Raw genomic sequence first — 18,726 nt, 5'->3', positions numbered from 1 at the left:
TGAAACACCCCCTTGAACGGGGTGGGTGTCTCATCAATAGTCCGCTCGGGCGAACACATACCGAATCCCGAAATCGCGTCGCTTCGGGCTACTGGAGCGGCAGGGGAGACTGATGGGCAGGACAGGCACGCACGTCATTGTCGTCGGCAATGAGAAGGGCGGCTCCGGCAAGTCGACCACGGCGTTCCATCTTGCCGTTTTCCTGATGTATCAGGGCTTCCGCGTCGCCTCGATCGACGTCGACAGCCGCCAGCAGACACTGACCCACTATGTACGCAACCGCCGCAACTGGGCCCAGGCGCACGATCTGAAGCTGCCGCACGCCACGCATTTCCATCTGCCGCTGTCGAAGTCGGATTCGGTCAAGGAGAACCAGCGCGTCGAGTTCGACTTGTTCCGGCAGGCGATCATCGAGGTCGAAGGTGAGGCGGATTTCCTGATCGTCGATACGCCCGGCTTCGATACCCACCTGACCCGGCTGGCGCACTCGCTGGCCGATACGCTGATCACCCCGCTCAACGACTCGATCATCGACCTCGACGTGATGGCGCATGTGGACCCGGTGACCGGCGACCCGCGCGAGATGAGCCATTATGCGCGGCTGGTGCAGCGGGCGCGCACCGAGCGGCTGTCGATCGACGGGCGCACTATCGACTGGGTGATCGTGCGCAACCGCATCTCGATGCTGCCGTCGCGCTCGACCAAGATCGTCCAGGGGGCGATCGAGAAGATCGCGGTGCGGCTCGGCTGCCGCGTGGCCGAGGGCATCGCCGAACGGGTGATCTTCCGCTCGCTGTTCCCGACCGGCATGACGGTGTTCGATCCGCTGGATGCGGAAATGCTGGGCGGGCTGCCGTCGATGTCGCATCTCAGTGCCCGGCAGGAATACCGGGCACTGGTCGAGGCGCTGAGACTGCCGGTAAGCGAGCGTGCGAAAGCCCGCATCGAAGGCGAGAAGGCGCTGGCGGCGACGGCCGGCGCGCCGGCCAATTTCGAGCACATGGCCGGCGAGTAAACTCAGGATCGGCGGGGCAGGGTCACCGTCACGGCGCGGCCGCCGGCCGGCGCGAACACATCGAGTTCGATCTCGACATGCGGCATCAGCATGCGGCGGGTGCGGGCGCTGAGCGCCATCACCACGCCGAGCAGATCGCCGACGCCGCGGCGCTTCAGGCCGGGGTTGAACCGCGTCACCATGGCATTGACCGCCTGCCTGCGGACAACGGCATCTTCGGACGCAAGGGCCGACTGCCCTACAAATCGGGCGAGTTCGGTGAGGCTAGACGTATCGCTCATTTGGGCTACTCCAACACAGGCCACAAATTCGCTTCCCTGGGGCGGCTGCTTTTCGCGTCTTAGGACTGCATCGCGAGGCAGCTCATCTTGGCTTTCTTCAGCTCATTGCACACACCGGCCGCGGCATCGCGGTCGTTGAAACCGCCGAAGCGGGCGCGGAAGAACACTTGTCCGTTCTTCTCGAACCGTTCGACATAGGAGCGGGCTGCGCCAAGGTTACCGAGCTTGGACGAAGCGTCGCTGATCAGGGAATTGGCACCGCCCTCGGTCGGCGCAGCGCCGATCTGGACGATCCAGCCACCGCTGACTTCCTGCGGAACCTCGGCCACCTCAGCAACCGCGAGCGGTGCCGGAGCGGGCTGGTCTTCGATGATATCGGGCGCGGTGTCGCCAATGCCGCCTGAGGTCATCAGGTCGATCGGCTGGCCTTCTTCGCCGATGCCGACCGGTGGCAGCAGCGGAGCGGACGGCGCGGTCTGGCCGAGCGGGGCGGGAGCCGCGCCGAGCGAGAAGGTGTCGCTGAGCCACGCGCCGATCACATCGAGCGGGCGCTCCTGCTGCGGCGCGATGCTGGCAATGGTCGGCCGGCTGGCGAGCGTATTGGCGGCCTGCACAGCTTCATCGAAGCCGAGGTCTGCCGGCCGCGCCTCCGGCAGCGGGGCGGCTTCGCCGATCGAGGCGACCACGATGTCGTCGGATTGCTGCGCCGCTTCGATCGGCTGCAGCTTGGCGGTGACGCTGACCGTGCCACCGCCGATGCGGAAGGACGGGTAGGGGGCCGGCATCACCGGCACCGGATCGGTGGAGGCAACCATCACGGTCGCACCCTTGCGGCCCGGCTGCGGGATCATGGCGACGTCGAGATAGCCACCGCTGCGGCTCTTGGGCAGGTACTTCTTAACCAGCTCGCGCACCTTGGCGTCGCGAGCGCCGCTCGAGTCGAAACCGAAGCCGGCAACCACGATGTGGTGGCCGTCGGCGCGGGCCGCGGTCAGAAGGTTGAAGCCGGACGCATTGGTGTAGCCGGTTTTGATGCCGTCAACGCCGTTCGAACCGAGCAGGCGGTTGTGGTTGCCGTAGGTGCGCTTGCCGTACGAGAAGCTCCGGGTCTGGAAATACTCGTAGTAGTTGGGGAAGTGCTGGTAGACGGCGATGCCAAGGATGGCCTGGTCGGCAACGGTGGTGACCTGGCCCTTGTCAGGCAGGCCCGAAGCGTTGCGGTAAGTGGTGTTCGACATGCCCAGCGCCTTGGCGGTCGAGGTCATGCGCTTGGCGAACGCGCTCTCGGAGCCGGAGATGTTCTCGGCGATGACGCGGGCGATGTCGTTGGCGGAGATAGTGACGATCGCCTTGATGGCGTTCTCGACGGTGATGGTCGAGCCGGCTTTAAGCCCAAGCTTGGTCGGCACCGCCTGTGCGGCGTATTTGGACACCGTGAACTTGGTCTTCAACGTAATGTTACCGGCCTCCAGTTCCTGGAACAGGACGTAGAGGGTCATCACCTTGGTGACGGAGGCGGGATAGCGCGCGGCGTTGGCCGAGCTTTCGTAGAGGATCTTGCCGGACTTGGCGTCGACCACGATGCCCGCGAACTTGCGTGGCACAGTCGCCGCTTCAGCTGCCGAGATCATCGGCACCAGCAGTGCCAAGGTCAGCGCGAATGCCGCGACGATACGCCCGAACAGCGCGCGCGAATGGGAAAAATGCTTCTGCGAAAGCACCCGGTACTCCAACTACTCTCGGGCGCAAACGCCGCCCGTACTCAACGCCTCGAGAACCTGTGGCCGATCCTCCCCAAATGAGACCAGCCACGTTCCCTGTTACCCACCACCTTAGGGAGCCGGTCTTACCATTCCGTAAAATGCGATGGATTTCGGGCACTTGGTTAAGAGCCACCGAACACGGCGACCTGCTCCAAAGTTTAGGTAGTTCGGCACTTAACAGGCAGGGAGTTTTGCCTACATAATGGCCTCACCATGCTGCTTCGAACCGATCTCCCCCAGACCCGAGCCATGCGTGCAGCCATCGAACTGACGCTCCCGACCACTGGTGCATCCAAGGTGCCGCCGCGCGGGGCAGACGATGACCGCAAGAGCGGCAAGGGCGATGGGGGAAGCAAGAACGATACGGCGACCATCACGAAGCCGAAGACCAAGAGCAAACGGCCCAGCCTCTATCGGGTGCTGCTGCTCAACGACGATTACACTCCGATGGAGTTCGTCGTCCTGGTGCTGCAGGATGTGTTCAACAAGACCCGCGAAGAGGCCATGCGCATCATGCTTCACGTCCACAACCAGGGCGTCGGCGAATGCGGTGTGTACCCCTTCGAGGTGGCCGAAACCAAGGTCACCAGGGTGATGGACGCGGCCCGCAAGAACCAGCACCCACTTCAGTGCGTGATGGAAAAGCAATAGGAACCGACATATGCCCTCTTTCTCCCGCGGACTTGAGAAGGCCCTCCATCAGGCGATGAACCTGGCGCGCGAGCGGGCGCATGAGTTCGCCACGCTCGAGCACCTGCTGCTGGCGCTGACCGACGACCGCGACACCATCGCGGTGCTGACCGGCTGCGATGTCGACATCGAAGCGCTGAAGTCCGACCTCGAGGATTTCATCAACGAGGAGCTCGACAGCCTCGTGGTGCCCAACGGGCAGGACGCGCGGCCGACCGCGGCGTTCCAGCGCGTCATCCAGCGCGCCGTGATCCATGTGCAGTCGTCCGGTAAGGAAGAGGTTACGGGCGCCAACGTGCTCGTCGCCATCTTCGCCGAGCGCGAGAGCCATGCCGCCTACTTCCTCGAGCAGCAGGACATGACGCGGCTCGACGCGGTCAACTTCATCTCGCACGGCATCACCAAGTCGGGGCCGAGCGAGGAGCGTCGGGTGCGTGGCGCCGAGACTCCGGCCGGGAACGGGCAGGGCGAGGAAGGCGAACGTGCCGGCAACGGCCAGAGCTCGGCGCTTGCCGATTTCTGCGTCAACCTCAACGAGAAGGCCCGGGCCGGCAAGATCGATCCGCTGATCGGCCGCGACAGCGAGCTGCGCCGGACCATCCAGATCCTCTGCCGTCGCTCCAAGAACAACCCGCTCTATGTCGGTGACGCCGGCGTGGGCAAGACCGCCATTGCCGAGGGCCTGGCTCGCAAGATCATCGAGGGCGACGTGCCCGAAGTGCTGCGCGAAGCGGTAATCTATGCGCTCGACATGGGTTCGCTCTTGGCCGGCACCCGCTATCGCGGCGACTTCGAAGAGCGGCTGAAGGCCGTAATGAAGGAGCTCGAGAAGCACCCCGACGCCATCCTGTTCATCGACGAGATTCACACCGTGATCGGCGCCGGCGCCACCTCAGGCGGCGCGCTCGATGCCTCGAACCTGCTGAAGCCGGCCCTGGCCTCGGGCAATATCCGCTGCATCGGCTCGACTACCTACAAGGAGTATCGGCAGTTCTTCGAGAAGGACCGGGCGCTGGTTCGCCGCTTCCAGAAGATCGACGTTGCCGAGCCGACCATCCCGGATGCGATCGAGATCGTGAAGGGCCTGCGGCCGTATTTCGAGGACTACCACAAGCTGAAATACACCGACGACGCGCTGAAGGCCGCCGTCGAGCTGAGCGCACGCTACATCAATGATCGGAAGCTCCCCGACAAGGCGATCGACGTGATCGACGAGACCGGCGCCAGCCAGATGCTGCTGACCCCGGAGAACCGCAAGACGACCATCGACGTCGCCGATATCGAGCAGACCATCGCCACGATGGCGCGCATTCCGCCCAAGTCGGTGTCGAAGTCGGATTCGGAGCTCCTCGCCAACCTCGAGAGCAATCTCAAAACCGTGGTGTTCGGCCAGGATCAGGCGCTCACCGCGCTCTCGTCGGCGATCAAGCTGGCCCGTGCGGGCCTGCGCGAACCGGAAAAGCCGATCGGCTCCTACCTGTTCACCGGCCCAACCGGTGTCGGCAAGACCGAGGTGGCCAAGCAATTGGCGGATACGCTGGGCGTGGAGCTGCTGCGCTTCGACATGTCCGAGTACATGGAGCGGCACACCGTGTCGCGGCTGATCGGCGCCCCTCCGGGCTATGTTGGTTTCGACCAGGGTGGCCTGCTCACCGATGGCGTGGACCAGCATCCGCATAGCGTGGTGCTGCTCGACGAGATCGAGAAGGCCCATCCGGACCTGTTCAACATCCTGTTGCAGGTGATGGACCATGGCAAGCTGACGGACCACAACGGCAAGTCGGTCGACTTCCGCAACGTGATCCTGATCATGACGTCGAACGTCGGCGCCATGGAGCTGCAGAAGTCGCCGATCGGCTTTGGTCGCAAGCGCGAGCAGGGTGACGACGAGGAAGCGGTGAACCGGATGTTCACGCCGGAATTCCGCAACCGCCTCGATGCCATCATCTCGTTCGGCCCGCTGCCGCCGGCAGTCGTCCGTCGGGTGGTCGAGAAGTTCGTGCTGCAGCTCGAAGGCCAGCTGGCCGAGCGTGGCGTGACTATCGAGCTGACCCCGGAAGCGGCCGAGTGGCTGGCGATCCGCGGCTATGACGAGCGCATGGGCGCCCGCCCGCTGGGCCGCGTGATCCAGGAGCACGTCAAGAAGCCGCTGGCCGACCAGGTACTGTTCGGCGAGCTGCAGAACGGCGGTTCGGTCACCGTGGCCGTTGTTGGCGTCGGCACCGAGGCCAAGCTCGAGCTGATCGCGGTTCCGCCGCGGCCGGCCCGGCCCAAGGCCATCGCTGCGCCCAAGGCCAAGAAGGCCAAGGCCGCTGCCGACAAGCCGGCAGAAGAGAAAAGCTGAGATCCCATGCAGGGTCTATGCAAGGCCGGGAGCGATCCCGGCCTTTTTCTTTAGGTGACGATCGAGGGAGGAACGAGTGGCACTTGAGGGCAAGACCATTGCAATAACTGGCGCGGCGCGTGGCCTCGGGGCCGCGCTGGCCATCGTCGCCGCAGACCGGGGGATGATCCCGTTGCTGCTGGGGCGTAACGCTGCCGGCATCGGCGCCGTCGCCGATGCGATCGAGCAGCGGACGGGCAAGCGGCCGGATGCCTTCGTCTGCGACCTGGCGGACCCGTTGTCGCTGACCGGCGCGGCGAGCAAGATCGCCACGGTGCATCCCGAACTCGACATCCTCGTCAATTCCGGCTCGCAATGGGTGGGCGGCGCCTATCAGGCGATGACCGATGCGCAGATCGCCGCCGTCGTCGACTCGACGGTGACGGGCACGATGGCGCTGACGCGGCGCCTGCTGCCGCTGCTGCTGAAGCGGCCCGAGGCCGACATCCATACCGTCGTGTCGGTGAGCGGGCTGCCCTATGCGCGGATGCGCGGCTCATCGGTGCCGTTCGTCGCCGCCAAGCACGCCCAGAACGGCTTCGTCCAGGCGCTGACCGAGGAGATGGCAGGCACCAGCGTGCGCGTCACCTCGGTCTATCCCGGCCATATCGAGGACACCTCGCCGCTCGAGGAGAACTGGGATCAGCTGCGCGGTGTCGAGGACGCCTTGAGCGACAGGGATGTGGTCGAGTCGATCCTGTTCGTCCTCGGCCAGCCGCGCAACGTCGCGATCCGTTCGCTGGTGATCGAGCGGGCTCGGACCGAGTTCCTGAGCTAGGGCGCGCGCTACGCCGGTGCGATGACCTCGGGAGCGCTGCGGCGCGCGATTTCCGCATGCGCGGCGCCGATCGCGGCCTCCACGGTGCGCTCGTAGAGCACCGTGGGCCCGCTGACACCATGCGTAGTGAGGGATTTCCGTACCGCCGGGGTCGCGCCGGAGATCAGCAGCACGACGTGATGACGCGCCGCCTTGCGCGCGATGCCCCCCATGGTGTTGGCGGCGGTCGAGTCGATGAACGGCACGGCTGAGAAATCGACGACGAAGGCACGGTGCTGGTCGGCGATGCGTTCGAGCACCGAGCCCACGGTCGCCGCCGCGCCGAAGAAGAAGGCACCGGTAATGCGGTAGACGGCGACATCGGGGTCCGTGGCGATGGCGGGGTCGTAGGGTAGGCGCGTGGCGCCGGCGGCGTCGGCCTGATCCTCGGGAACCGGCGGGGCGTGCACTTCGACTCCGGCATGCTGAGCCATCCGGTGAATGAACAGCAGTGCTCCCAGCGCGAAGCCAACGACGATGCCCTCGGTGAGGCCACGGAATACCGTGAGCCCGAACGTCGCCAGCAGCACTACCGCGTCGCCCGGCGAGGTGCGGAGCAGGGTCGCGAACGCGGTTTTTTCGGCCATGTTCCAGGCAACGACCACCAGCACCCCGGCGAGGGCCGCGAGCGGGATGAAGCTCGCAAGCGGGGCGGCCACCAGCATGAACAGCACGATGAACACCGAGTGGAACATGCCGGCCAGCGGGCTGCGAGCGCCGGAGCGCACGTTGGTGGCGGTGCGAGCTACCGTGCCGGTGGCGCAGATGCCGCCGAACAGCGCCGAGCCGACATTGGCGATACCCTGCGCCACCAGTTCCATATTGGAACGATGCCGCCGGCCGGTCATGCCATCGGCAACCATGGCGGAGAGCAGCGACTCGATGGCGCCAAGCAGGGCGAAGGCGACGGCATCGGGAAGAACCGCCTGGACCTTGTCGAGCGAGAACGGCGGCAGCGCGGGGCCAGGCAGAGTGCTCGGAATACCACCGAAACGCGTGCCGATGGTTTCAACCGGCAGCTGCAGCAGCGCGCCGGCAAGCGAGGCCGCAATCACGGCGATGAGGATGCCCGGCCAGTGCGGGCGCCAGCGCCGCAGCCCTATGATGACGCCGACGGCGAGCGCGGCGATGCCGAGGGCGGTCGGGTTGGTGGTCCCGATGGCCGCCGCCAGTGTTGCAAGTTTGGGAAGGATATCCGCCGGATCGGCGCCCGGCAGCGTCAGGCCGAGCAGATCGTGGATCTGGCCCACGAACAGGATCACCGCGATTCCGGAGATGAAGCCGACTGTCACCGGGTAGGGGATGAACTTGATGTAGCTGCCGAGGCGGAACACTCCCATCAACAGCAGGAACATTCCGGACATGATCGTCGCGAGCAGCAGTCCGTCGAGCCCGTGGCGACTGATGGTGGAGGCGACCAGCACCGTGAAGGCCGCCGCCGGTCCGCCGATCTGAAAGCGGCTGCCGCCCAGCGCCGAGATCAGGAAGCCTCCGACGGCAGCGGTGAACAGTCCGCGCTCGGGCGTCGTCCCCGAGGCGATGGCGATGGCCATGGACAGGGGCAGTGCGACGATGGCGACGGTGAGCCCGGCGAGGATATCGGCCCTGAGGTCGGCGAGCCCATAGCCCTCGCGCAGCACGGTGATCAGCTTGGGGGTGAAAAGCTCGGTGAGGGCGGGCGACGCGGCACGTGAGGCGGGGGCAGAACTGGCCATCGGATCATTCGCCTTTCGCGAACAAGCGCGGCAATCATCGGTGGCAAGGGCCGTGATCGCCCAAATGATGTCTGGAGTTCAGTCGGTCTTCGGCGTCGGTCGTCGGAGGCGCACGCCGCGGCCACCCGTATCGCTGCGGGCGTTGTCGCCGATCAAATCGACGCCGGCCTCGTTCAGGGCCTCGATCACTCTGGTGAGGGTTTCGACGATGCCGCGCACGGTGCCGTCGCTTGCTTCCATGCGCTGGATAGTGGGCAGCGATACTCCGGCCATATCGGCCAGGGTCTTCTGGTCGATGCCGAGCAGGGCGCGGGCGGCCCGCAATTGAGCGGCGGTCATCATCGGTGCTAACGCCTGGACGAGGAAGTCTAGCGCAGAATGTCGACGAACTGATGTGCTGCACATCACTATTGGGATTTCTAGCAGCTTCGCCGGGAGTCGAAAAGCCGGGCGACTAGCGCGGCGCCCGCACCACATAGGCGCATAGGAAGGCGAGGTAGATCGCCCCGGGCACGATCAGCGCCCCAACCTGCCACTGTCCATAGGCAAAGGCCCCGATGGACGCGCCGAGCAGCAGCGCCAGCCAGACCAGCAGGTGCTGCAGCCAGCGCAGCGGCGGGGCTTCGCGGCGGACGGCGCGCGCCAGGTCCTGCCCCACCGCGAATAGAGTGCCGGTGACGAAGGTGGCACCCAGCCTGGCCGCCCCGGTTTGCGGAAGTGCAGCGTTCTGCGCGCCGGCGGCAGTGGCGAGCGCCAGCATGGCCTGGGCGGCGGAGAACCCGTTGGCGTGCAGCACCAGGGTCGCCAGCAGGCCGGCAATGACGAGCGCCAACACGCCGATGCGGCCCCGCCGCTGGCCGATCCCCGAGATCAGGCTGCCAAAGAAGCTGCCGACCACGAACATCACGATGAGCCCGGCAGGCAGTGCCAGCGCCGGGCCGAGCTCGGCGAGGCCGGCGCCGAGCTGCGTGGTGTTGCCGCTCATGAACGAGGTGTAAAAGCCGCCCAGCTCAATGAAGCCGACGACGTCAATCATGCCGGCAGCGGCGGTGAGCAGCAGACCGAGGCTGAGCTGCGGAGCCGGCGTCACGTCAGGCGAGGGCGGCTGCGATGGCCTTGGCCTGCGCGGCGAGCTCGGCGTCATCCGCCTTGCCCTGGCCGTGGCGGCCGATCTCGACCCCCTCGTAGACCGGGATGACATGGAAGTGCAGGTGGAACACCGACTGCCCGGCCGGCGCTTCGTTGAACTGCATGATGCGGATGCCGTCGGGGTTCAGTGCCTTCTGCGCCGCTCTCGCAACGCGCTGCACTTGCGGCATGGTGCGGGCGAGGACGGCCGGATCGGCATCGAGCAGGTTACGCGACGCCGCCTTGGGGATGATCAGCACATGTCCCTTGGACTGCGGGAAGACGTCCATCATGACCAGCACGTCCGCATCTTCGTAGACCTTGTGGGACGGGATCTCGCCCTTGATGATCTTATTGAAGATGTTGCTCGGGTCGTAGGCGGTCACGAGGCGGTCTCCATCACGTCGTCGCTGTCGTAGAGGTTCCCGGGATAGGTCTCGATCGTTTCTTCGACGATGTCGGCGGCGAGCCCGGTGCCGTCCTCGAGCACGAGGCGATCGCGCAGTTCGGTCGCTGCAATCTCGAACGTGGCGTCGGTGGCCAGTTCCTCGAGCGCCGAAGCGAGGATCCCCGGGGTGAGTTTCCTGAGGCGAACCGGGGCAGGGCCGCAGCCCAGCTCGTAGACCCGGCGGCCCCAGTAGGGCTGGTCGAAGAAGTGTGGCACCACGAAGGTCGGCCGGCCGGCATAAAGGCCGGCATAGGTGGTGCCGGCGCCGCCATGGTGCACCAGCGCTTTCATCAGCGGGAACAGCTTGGTGTGGGGCGCCTTGTCGATGGTGTAGACCGTATCGGGCAGGTCTTCGGCCTTGATGCCGCCCCAGCCCTTGCCGACCACGGCCCGGCCGCCCCATTCCCTCAGAGCCTTGGTGATGATCTCGGTGTTGCGCGCCGCGCCCCACGGCATCGAGCCGAAGCCCAAATAGATCGGCGCTTCGCCGGCATCGAGGAATTTGCGGAACGAGGCATCCGGCTCCCAGCCGGTGATGTCGTCGAGGCGCCAGAAGCCAGTGACGGTGGTGGTCTCCGGCCAGTCGCCGGGGCGCGGGGAGATCACCGGAGAATAGGCGTGCAGCGCCGGGATCGGCTCGCCACGGGCGTTCTTGGAGAAGCCCGAGCGCTTGCGGCTGCGGAGGCCGAGCAGCTTGGCGCGCATCCGGTCGCGCGGGAAATCGTAGTAGCTCTGGTGCGCCGCCTGCACCACGTAGCTCAGCCGGTTGAACAGCGGATCGAGGCTGATGCGATTGAACAATGGCTCGGGCGGTGGGCCGTCATAGCCGAAATACGGGAACTCGCCGGTCGGGTTGATCGGCTGGAACGCGGTCATGATCGCCGGAATATCCAGCGCTTCGGCGACGTCGACGGCGAAATTGGTGGTCTGGTGGAAGATGATGGCGTCGACATCCTGGGCGGTGGCCCAGAGGTGCCGGCAGGCTTCCTTCATGATCTTCTGGCCGTCGCGCAGCAGTTTTGGCGCGTAGAGCAGCGAGTTCTTCGACATGACGTTGTCGAACTGGCTCTGCCGCATGAAGGCCTGGATATCGCTGCCCAGCGTCGCGAACTCGACGCCGTGACCGGTCACGAACCCCTCGAAGTCGCTGGTGGCGCACAGCACCACCGAGTGACCGCGCTTTTTCAGCGCCAGTGCAAGCGCGACGAAGGGTTGTACGTCCCCCATCGTCCCAATCGCGGCTATGGCGATGCGCTTGCTCATTCGGTCTCCAGGGCCTCGGGAGGAGGCGGCCGTCATATCTATCGAGAGTATGGTCTGGCTGAGGCAGGAAAATACCGCGTCAGACCCGAGCCCGTCCAGTGTGGTGCCTTCGAACCACAGTGCCGGGCCGGGCGCAACTCACACCTAATGCGGGTCCCCATGTCTGAATGGCGTATAGCGTTCGAGCTGCTCCTGTTCGCGCGCCACCGAGGCGCGTTCCTGCGCCACGAACCGGGCGACGGCATCACGAAGGCCGGGGTGGCCGATCCAGTGCACCGAGCGGGTAGTTGCAGGCGCATAGCCGCGCGCCAGCTTGTGTTCGCCCTGCGCGCCGGCCTCGACCACCGGCAGCTTGTGCGCGATGGCGTAGTCGATGGCCTGGTAGTAGCAGAGCTCGAAATGCAGGAACGGCACATTGCGCGTGGCGCCCCAGTAGCGGCCGTAGAGCCGGTCGTGCCCGATCATCGAGAAGGTGCCGGCGATCGGCTCATCGCCGTCATAGGCGAACATCAGCAGGACGCGGTCGGCCATCGCCTCTGAAAGCAGGGAAAAGAAGCGGCGGTTGAGGTAAGGGCGGCCCCATTTGCGGCTGCCGGTATCCTGGTAGAACTCAAAGAACTGATCCCAGACTGCCTCGGTGAGGTCGGAGCCGGTGAGCCATTTGACCGTCAGCCCGTCGGCCTCCAGCGCATCGCGGCGCTCGCGACGGGTAACCTTGCGGTGACGCGATGACAGCGTGCCGAGGAAATCCTCAAAGCTCGAGAAACCGTCATTGTGCCAGTGGTACTGGGTGTCGTGGCGCACCAGCCAGCCGGAGGCACGGGCGAGTTCGGCCTCGGCCTCGCTGACGAAAGTGGCGTGCACCGAGGAGATGTTGTTGCGGGTGGCGAGCGTCTCTGCGGTGCGGATCACTGCGGTCCGGCTGGCGTCGTCCCTGGCGAGGAAACGCGGGCCGGTGACCGGGGTAAACGGCACCGCGCATTGCAGCTTCGGGTAATACTCGCCGCCGGCGCGCTGGAACGCATCGGCCCAGCCATGGTCGAAGACGTATTCGCCCTGCGAGTGCGACTTGAGATAGAGCGGCATGGCGCCGACCGGCGTGCCGGCGCTGTCGCTCAGCAACAGGTGCTGCGGCTGCCAGCCCGTGCGATTGGAAGCCGAGCCGGATTGCTCGAGGGCCAGCAGGAAGCGGTGATCGAGGAACGGGTTGTCGACCACCCCGTCATGCGCAGGCGCCAAGGCGTTCCACACCGCCGCGGGGATCTCCGCGATGGAGCTGAGCACGTCGGCGCTGAGCGTTTCGTCAGGCACTTGGTGGATCGAACCCCTCGAATACAATCTGGTCGGCCTTGCCGAGCACGGCGAGCGCCGCGGCCGGCGATTTGACGGTCCAGGCGGTGACCGGCATGCCGAACGAACGGAACAGCTTCACTGCTGGCAGTTCGAGCGACTTGTCGCGGCAGGAGATGAAATCGAAGCGGCTGACCGGCCAGTGCAGCAGATGGCGCAGCATGAACTTGGTTGCGTCGCTGAGGTGTTGGTCCCATTCCGGTTCGTCATAGGCATAGGTGACGATGCCGACCGGCATGGTGGCGCCGCGCTTTTTCACCTCGATGATGAGCTTGGGATCGAACGACTCCAGTGTCACCGGCCCACGATAGCCCTTGAGTGCATCCATCACCGTCTGCGCCAGCACTTCGGTGGCGGCCTGGTTAGGCTGCTGCTTCAGTTCGATCTGCAGCAGCACGCGGCCATTGATCTGGGCAAGGAACGCGTCGAACCGCTGCGGGGTATCGCCAGCGGCGCTGTCGAGCAGGGTGTAGGTCGAGAGCTCGGCCATGGTCCGCGCGCCGACCGGACCGGCAACGCCGGTCAGGCGGTCGAGATCGTCGTCATGGAAGATCATTGGGATGCCGTCGCGGCTCAGCTGGACATCGCACTCGATCGCGTAGCCGCCCTCGATCGCCGCCGCGAAGGCGCTCGCGGTGTTCTCGATAATGCCGCGACCGCGGTCGTGCAGACCGCGGTGGGCAATGGGACGATCGAAGTTAGGTTTGGCGCACATGCTCTAGCCGTCATATGGGGTGGAAGCAGCGCCGCCGCTAGCAGCCCCGCATGACACTTTCGCGTCGCCCGTACCTCATCCCTCGACTTCGATGATGCCTTCGACTTCCACTGCGGCGCCGAGCGGCAGGGCGGCCATGCCGACGGCGGAGCGGGCATGCTTGCCCTTGTCGCCCAGTACGCCGACGATGAGGTTGGAGGCGCCATTGGCGACGAGGTGGTGTTCGGCGAATTCGGGGGTGGAAGCGACGAACACGGTGAGCTTCAGCACACGCTTGACCTTGCTGAGGTCGACGCCTGCCGAGTGAACGATCTGGCTGAGGAAATTGACCGCCGCAAGTTCGGCGGCGTTGCCGCCCTGGACGACGTTCATAGTGTCGCCGAGCAGGCCCGTCACCACGCCATCGGCGCCCGAGGAGATCTGACCCGACACGTAGATGATATTGCCCGTCCGGGTGATCGGCACATAGGTGGCGACCGGCGCTTTCGGCTGCGGCAGCTCGTAGCCATATTCGCGGAGCTTATCGAGGGGGCTGGTCATCCTGGTTCTCTTCGTCTTTGTCTGCGTTGCGGGCGGCGCGAGCCTTCACCCGGTCGTATAGCTTGCCGCGGATCACCGCGTCCCGGCCGAAGCGATCGCGTACACGATCAATGGCCCGTTCGGCCGCGGCGCGTCGGGCGATTCCCGGCTCGATCAGGTCGACTGGATCGATGCCGTCAGCCTCCGAGATGCCGCTGACGCCAATCCCGATCAGCCGGAATGCCGTCCCGTCGATCTCGCGAGCGAGAAGCTGCATGCCGGTCTCGTAGAGCACGTTGGCAAGCTGTGTCGGGATCATCAATTGCCGGGCCCGGGTGCGCAAGCGAAAACCTGCCGACTTGAGCTTGAGCGTAACCGTGTCGCCGAGGATCGACTTGGCTTTGAGCCGCTCCGAGAGCCGCTCGCAAAGCGCCAGCAGCTCGGTGGAGAGGTCCTCGAATGTCCTGAGGTCGGTGTTGAAGGTGGTTTCGGCGGAGACAGTCTTCATCTGGTCGTCGGTAGAGATGGTCCGCGCGTCCTCGCCGCGCGCCAGCCGGGAGAGCCGGGCGCCGGAATCGCCGTAGCGGCGCATCAACTGTTCGGGCGGCGTCGCCTGCAACTGCCCGATGGTCTCAAAACCATCCTTGCGCAGCGTCTCGGCAAACACCTTGCCGACGCCATAGATCAGCGTCACCGGCTGCGGCGCGAGGAACGCCACGGTCTCGGCTTTGCCGATCACCGCAAAGCCGCGCGGCTTGTCGAGGTCGGAGGCAACCTTGGCGAGGAACTTGTTGTGGCTGAGCCCCACCGAGATGGTGACGCCGATCTCCGCTTCGACGCGTTTGGCGAAGCGGGCGAGCACCACGGCGGGCTTGGCCTTGTGCAGCGCCTCGGTGCCGGAGAGATCGAGGAAAGCCTCGTCGATCGACAGTGGTTCGACCAGCGGCGTCAGCTGGTCCATCAGGGTGCGGATCTCGCGGCTGACCGCCACGTACTTCGCCATGTTGGGCGGGATGATCACCGCGTGTGGGCAGAGCTCCTTCGCCCTGAACATCGGCATGGCGGAACGCACACCGTATTGCCGGGCGATGTAGCAGCAGGTGGAGACGACGCCGCGCGCGCCGCCGCCGATGATCAGCGGCTTGTCGACCAGGCTCGGGTCATCGCGCTTCTCGATCGAGGCATAGAAGGCGTCGCAGTCGACATGCGCGATGCTGAGCGCGCCCAGTTCGTCATGCGCCCTGATTCTGGGCGATCCGCACGTGCGGCAGCGGGTAGGGGCCTCAAAGGCCTCCACCGTCGCCGAACAGTCGCGGCAGATCGCCAGCATCGCCTCATCCCGCCGGGTTGAGCCGGGCCCAGACGCGCATGAAGTCGTCCGGCTTGAAGCTGTTATTGGCGCACAGCGTGAGCAGCAGCGCCTCATTGGCGGCGAAATAGTCGATCAGCCCACGATCGAGCCCGTCGCCGCCGGCGGCCCTGCGCAACGCGTCGGGGGAGTAGCCCGTCATGGTCATGAACTCGGCCAATTGCGCCGGGTTCTCGGCGAGCTGGTGGAGGCAGAGATCGCCCAGGCTGCGTGAGGTGAGTTCGAGGGTTTTGGGCAAGGGCAGGGTCTCGGCAAGGGCTCGGGAGGTAATCGGATTGATGTTACCCCGAACTTCGGGCAGAACACGAGGGCCCGCCGGCCCCGTTCAGGGTGGATTTGAGTCCCGTATGCCCAAGACCGTCATGATCGTCGAAGACAATGAGCTCAACATGAAGCTCTTTAACGATCTGCTTGAATCGCGTGGATATTCCATCATCCAGACCCGCAATGGCCTGGAGGCGCTGGATCTTGCCCGGGCGCATCGCCCCGACCTGATTCTGATGGATATCCAGCTGCCGGAGGTCTCCGGGCTGGTGGTCACCAAGTGGCTCAAGGAAGACGACGAGCTGATGTCGATTCCCGTAATCGCCGTGACAGCCTTCGCCATGAAGGGCGATGAGGAACGAATCCTCCAGGGCGGATGCGAAGGCTACATCTCTAAACCCATCTCCGTACCTCACTTTTTGGAAACCATTGCCCGCTACATTGGACCCGCCAACTAGGCTTTTCCCTATATGGCGTTCGGGCAGATTTCCTCAAATCGCGGGGCCTGAGGTCTTTGACGGCGCGGGTGCTGATCGTCGACGATATTCCAACCAATGTCCGCCTGCTCGAGGCGCGGCTTTCGGCTGAGTATTTCGACGTGGTTACGGCAGCTTCCGGCAAGGAAGCGCTGGCGATCTGCGCCGAGGGCGAGATCGACATCATCCTGCTCGACGTGATGATGCCTGAGATGGATGGCTTCGAGGTCTGCGCGCGGTTGAAGGCCGATCGCCGCACCAGCCACATCCCGGTGCTGATGGTGACGGCGCTCGACCAGCCCTCCGACCGGGTGCGTGGGCTCGAGGCCGGTGCCGACGATTTTCTGACCAAGCCGGTCGATGACGTACAGCTGATGGCGCGGGTGAAGAGCCTGGTGCGCCTCAAGGCCTTGACCGACGAGCTGCGCGCCCGGGCGCGCACCGGCCAGGAGATCGCCATCGAGGACGCCATGCGCGCCATGGATTCGATCGATCACAATGACGGCCGCATCCTCTTGGTCGATCCCGACCTGCGCCACGCCGAGCGCATCCGTGGCTACCTCGAGGCGCATAACCGCGTCGATATCCTCGCCAACCCTGCTGATGCCGTGCTGGCCGTCAGCGGCGGCGACTACGAGCTGGCGCTGGTGTCGATGGCGCTGGGGGATTTCGACCCGCTGCGGGTCTGCTCGCAGATGCGGACCGCCGAGCAGACGCGCACCCTGCCGATCATCCTGATCGCCGAAGAGGACGACCGACCGCGCGTGGTCCGCGGCCTCGACCTCGGCGTCAACGACTTCATCATGCGCCCGGTCGAGCGCAACGAGTTGATGGCGCGGGTACGCACCCAGATCCGCCGTCAGCGCTATGCTGTCGAACTGCGCCAGAGCGTCAACAATACTCTGGCGCTGGCGGTGACCGATGAACTGACCGGGCTTTACAACCGCCGCTACTTCGAGCGGCATTTGTCGATCCTGTTGCAGAAGGCGCAACAGCAGGGCCGCGACATGGCGGTGATGCTGATCGACATGGACTACTTCAAGGACGTCAACGACACGCACGGCCATGATACCGGCGATGCAGTGCTGCGCGAGTTCGCGGACCGCCTGCGCCGCAACATTCGCGGTGTCGACCTCGCCTGCCGATTCGGCGGCGAGGAGTTCGTGGTGCTGATGCCCGACACCGACACACGGCAGGCCCAGAGCGTGGCCGAACGGGTGCGCGGCGCCGTGGCGGAGCGGGGCTTCGAGGCCGGCAACGGCCGGCCGCTGCCGGTCACGGTGTCGGTCGGCATGGCGCTCAACGAGCACGAAACCGACACCCCGGAGCTGCTGCTGAAGCGCGCCGACGTGGCCCTCTATCGCGCCAAGCGCGAGGGACGAAATCGGGTCGTCGTCGACGCCGCCTAGTTGCGATCAGCGCAATGGCGGAATATTAAGGTTAAGGATTAGTAACGTTGTGGAGCGGCTACTTGCTCTGACGCCGGAAAGGGTTAAGTTGGACCCATAGAAATAACGCCGACACTTTCGGTGTCAGCAGTCACCCCTACGGTTCTCCTCAGGTCCGCCGCAACTCCTGGGTCCGTAGGGAGGCTGGTTCGCAGCGGGCAAGAGTGGCCTCTTCGACATGCCGCCGCGGACCAGCCGCTTCTTCAGACGCCCGTCCCGTATACCGGGGCGGGCGTTTTGCGTTCGTGACGTCCATCACGAACTTCTTCGTACGGTCGCGCACGAACTTCGTGAGGCCCATAACGAAAAGCCCGCGCTCAACGAGCGCGGGCTTTGAAAGCGGCAGGAAGGGCCAGATTATTTGATCTTGGCTTCCTTGAACTCGACGTGCTTGCGCACGACCGGGTCGTACTTCTTGAACGAGAGCTTCTCGGTCTGGGTACGCGAGTTCTTCTTGGTGACGTAGTAGAAGCCGGTGTCAGCGGTCGACACGAGCTTGATCTTGAGGGATACGGCTTTGGCCATGGTCACATTCCTTGAAACGGCTTGCCGCGCGCTATCCGCGGGGCTGTGAATTCAACCGGCCAACCGGCCTGTGGAAATTTGGCCGGAAACTACGGATTTTCGGGCCGATGTCAAGCGGCCCTGAAGCGCCCGGCCGGGGTTCAGACGTCGCTCTTCGAGGTATCGCCGCGCGTCGGGTCGAAGCCGTACATGTAGTTGGCCCATTGCAGGCCGACCACTGCGCCCTTGATCGAGGGCAGCATGATCAGCGGCAGCAGGATTGCCGCCGGGATCATCGTCCAGACGTAGAACATCGGATCGACCGGCCCGCTCATCTCGGCATGCAGCATCCAGCCCACCAGGATGTGGCCGACGATGAAGATGGCGATATAGGGCGGGAAGTCATCGGCACGCGCCGAGCTCAGCTTTTCGCCGCACTCGCTGCAGGTGTCGTTGATCTTGAGGTAAGAGCGGAACAGCTTGCCCTTGCCGCAGTTCGGGCAACGGCACATCACGCCATTGCCGATTGCCTTCCACAGCGAGCGCTGCTCGCGCGCAAAACCGATCTCGACCGCCAT

At 65.1% G+C, this 18,726-nt stretch carries 20 protein-coding genes; 6 read left to right on the top strand and 14 right to left on the bottom strand.

The features are described from left to right. Positions 1 to 112 precede the first annotated feature (112 nt). Positions 113 to 1,015 carry a division plane positioning ATPase MipZ gene (locus ACSQ23_RS11990; RefSeq protein WP_055878238.1) on the top strand — a complete coding sequence of 301 codons (903 nt, stop codon included), beginning with the start codon at positions 113 to 115 and terminating at the stop codon, positions 1,013 to 1,015. Positions 1,016 to 1,017: 2 nt separating this feature from the next. Here ACSQ23_RS11990 and ACSQ23_RS11985 read toward each other — a convergent pair whose 3' ends face one another. Both ACSQ23_RS11985 and ACSQ23_RS11980 read right to left on the bottom strand, forming a co-directional pair. Next, positions 1,018 to 1,296 (bottom strand): hypothetical protein, encoded by a 279-nt coding sequence (locus ACSQ23_RS11985; protein WP_055878237.1) that lies wholly within the window; start codon positions 1,294 to 1,296, stop codon positions 1,018 to 1,020. 59 nt (positions 1,297 to 1,355) lie between these two features. Then, the gene (locus ACSQ23_RS11980) at positions 1,356 to 3,017 is read right to left on the bottom strand and encodes an SPOR domain-containing protein (protein WP_055878235.1); all 1,662 of its coding nucleotides are present in this window, start codon (positions 3,015 to 3,017) and stop codon (positions 1,356 to 1,358) included. A 291-nt stretch (positions 3,018 to 3,308) separates the two neighbouring features. Between ACSQ23_RS11980 and clpS the strand changes: the two genes are divergently transcribed. The 3 genes from clpS (at position 3,309) to ACSQ23_RS11965 (ending at position 6,910) form a co-directional block, all read left to right on the top strand. Then, positions 3,309 to 3,710 carry an ATP-dependent Clp protease adapter ClpS gene (gene clpS, locus ACSQ23_RS11975; protein ID WP_082528039.1) on the top strand — a complete coding sequence of 134 codons (402 nt, stop codon included), beginning with the start codon at positions 3,309 to 3,311 and terminating at the stop codon, positions 3,708 to 3,710. Positions 3,711 to 3,720: 10 nt separating this feature from the next. Further along, positions 3,721 to 6,093 carry an ATP-dependent Clp protease ATP-binding subunit ClpA gene (gene clpA, locus ACSQ23_RS11970; protein WP_436090763.1) on the top strand — a complete coding sequence of 791 codons (2,373 nt, stop codon included), beginning with the start codon at positions 3,721 to 3,723 and terminating at the stop codon, positions 6,091 to 6,093. Between the two features lie 76 nt (positions 6,094 to 6,169). Next, positions 6,170 to 6,910 (top strand): SDR family oxidoreductase, encoded by a 741-nt coding sequence (locus ACSQ23_RS11965; protein WP_436090762.1) that lies wholly within the window; start codon positions 6,170 to 6,172, stop codon positions 6,908 to 6,910. Positions 6,911 to 6,918: 8 nt separating this feature from the next. Here the strand turns inward: ACSQ23_RS11965 and ACSQ23_RS11960 are convergent, their stop codons facing one another. From ACSQ23_RS11960 to ACSQ23_RS11915, 10 genes are all read right to left on the bottom strand, one after another. Then, a complete protein-coding gene (locus tag ACSQ23_RS11960) occupies positions 6,919 to 8,664 on the bottom strand; it encodes a SulP family inorganic anion transporter (protein ID WP_436090761.1) in 1,746 nt (581 codons plus the stop codon). A 78-nt stretch (positions 8,665 to 8,742) separates the two neighbouring features. Further along, on the bottom strand, positions 8,743 to 9,006 hold the full coding sequence (locus ACSQ23_RS11955; protein ID WP_055878228.1) for a helix-turn-helix domain-containing protein: 264 nt from the start codon (positions 9,004 to 9,006) through the stop codon (positions 8,743 to 8,745). Between the two features lie 112 nt (positions 9,007 to 9,118). Beyond that, positions 9,119 to 9,754, bottom strand: a complete 636-nt coding sequence (locus ACSQ23_RS11950) for a YoaK family protein (RefSeq protein ID WP_436091036.1) — start codon at positions 9,752 to 9,754, stop codon at positions 9,119 to 9,121. A gap of 1 nt (position 9,755) precedes the next feature. Continuing rightward, positions 9,756 to 10,178, bottom strand: a complete 423-nt coding sequence (locus tag ACSQ23_RS11945) for an HIT family protein (protein ID WP_055878225.1) — start codon at positions 10,176 to 10,178, stop codon at positions 9,756 to 9,758. Then, the gene (locus ACSQ23_RS11940) at positions 10,175 to 11,503 is read right to left on the bottom strand and encodes a glycosyltransferase (protein WP_055878223.1); all 1,329 of its coding nucleotides are present in this window, start codon (positions 11,501 to 11,503) and stop codon (positions 10,175 to 10,177) included. The genes ACSQ23_RS11945 and ACSQ23_RS11940 overlap by 4 nt, the downstream gene beginning before the upstream one ends. Positions 11,504 to 11,647: 144 nt before the next feature. Next, complete coding sequence (locus ACSQ23_RS11935; RefSeq protein WP_436090760.1) at positions 11,648 to 12,814, bottom strand: GNAT family N-acetyltransferase; 1,167 nt, start codon at positions 12,812 to 12,814, stop codon at positions 11,648 to 11,650. After that, positions 12,807 to 13,568, bottom strand: a complete 762-nt coding sequence (locus tag ACSQ23_RS11930; RefSeq protein ID WP_055878222.1) for a glycerophosphodiester phosphodiesterase family protein — start codon at positions 13,566 to 13,568, stop codon at positions 12,807 to 12,809. The genes ACSQ23_RS11935 and ACSQ23_RS11930 overlap by 8 nt, the downstream gene beginning before the upstream one ends. Before the next feature lie 75 nt (positions 13,569 to 13,643). After that, positions 13,644 to 14,108 (bottom strand): RidA family protein, encoded by a 465-nt coding sequence (locus ACSQ23_RS11925; protein WP_055878220.1) that lies wholly within the window; start codon positions 14,106 to 14,108, stop codon positions 13,644 to 13,646. Continuing rightward, positions 14,089 to 15,417, bottom strand: coding sequence for a DNA polymerase IV (locus ACSQ23_RS11920; RefSeq protein WP_436090759.1), 1,329 nt, complete (start codon positions 15,415 to 15,417; stop codon positions 14,089 to 14,091). Before ACSQ23_RS11920 ends, ACSQ23_RS11925 begins: the two co-directional genes overlap by 20 nt. A gap of 4 nt (positions 15,418 to 15,421) precedes the next feature. After that, entirely contained in the window at positions 15,422 to 15,694 is a 273-nt protein-coding gene (locus tag ACSQ23_RS11915) for a DUF3572 family protein (protein WP_055878217.1), read from the bottom strand. Positions 15,695 to 15,803: 109 nt separating this feature from the next. Between ACSQ23_RS11915 and ACSQ23_RS11910 the strand changes: the two genes are divergently transcribed. Both ACSQ23_RS11910 and ACSQ23_RS11905 read left to right on the top strand, forming a co-directional pair. Further along, positions 15,804 to 16,178: a response regulator gene (locus ACSQ23_RS11910; protein ID WP_055878215.1), complete on the top strand. Its 375-nt coding sequence runs from the start codon at positions 15,804 to 15,806 to the stop codon at positions 16,176 to 16,178. Between the two features lie 56 nt (positions 16,179 to 16,234). Further along, a complete protein-coding gene (locus ACSQ23_RS11905; protein ID WP_055878213.1) occupies positions 16,235 to 17,605 on the top strand; it encodes a PleD family two-component system response regulator in 1,371 nt (456 codons plus the stop codon). Between the two features lie 396 nt (positions 17,606 to 18,001). Here ACSQ23_RS11905 and rpmG read toward each other — a convergent pair whose 3' ends face one another. Continuing rightward, a complete protein-coding gene (gene rpmG / locus ACSQ23_RS11900; RefSeq protein ID WP_055048921.1) occupies positions 18,002 to 18,169 on the bottom strand; it encodes a 50S ribosomal protein L33 in 168 nt (55 codons plus the stop codon). 140 nt (positions 18,170 to 18,309) lie between these two features. Continuing rightward, the gene (locus ACSQ23_RS11895) at positions 18,310 to 18,726 is read right to left on the bottom strand and encodes a DUF983 domain-containing protein (RefSeq protein WP_055996016.1); all 417 of its coding nucleotides are present in this window, start codon (positions 18,724 to 18,726) and stop codon (positions 18,310 to 18,312) included.

This window comes from Devosia sp. LjRoot16 (genome assembly GCF_964252795.1).
GTDB lineage: Bacteria > Pseudomonadota > Alphaproteobacteria > Rhizobiales > Devosiaceae > Devosia_A.
Note: the sequence above shows the minus strand (reverse complement) of the source record. Positions and strands in the feature narration are given on the sequence as shown.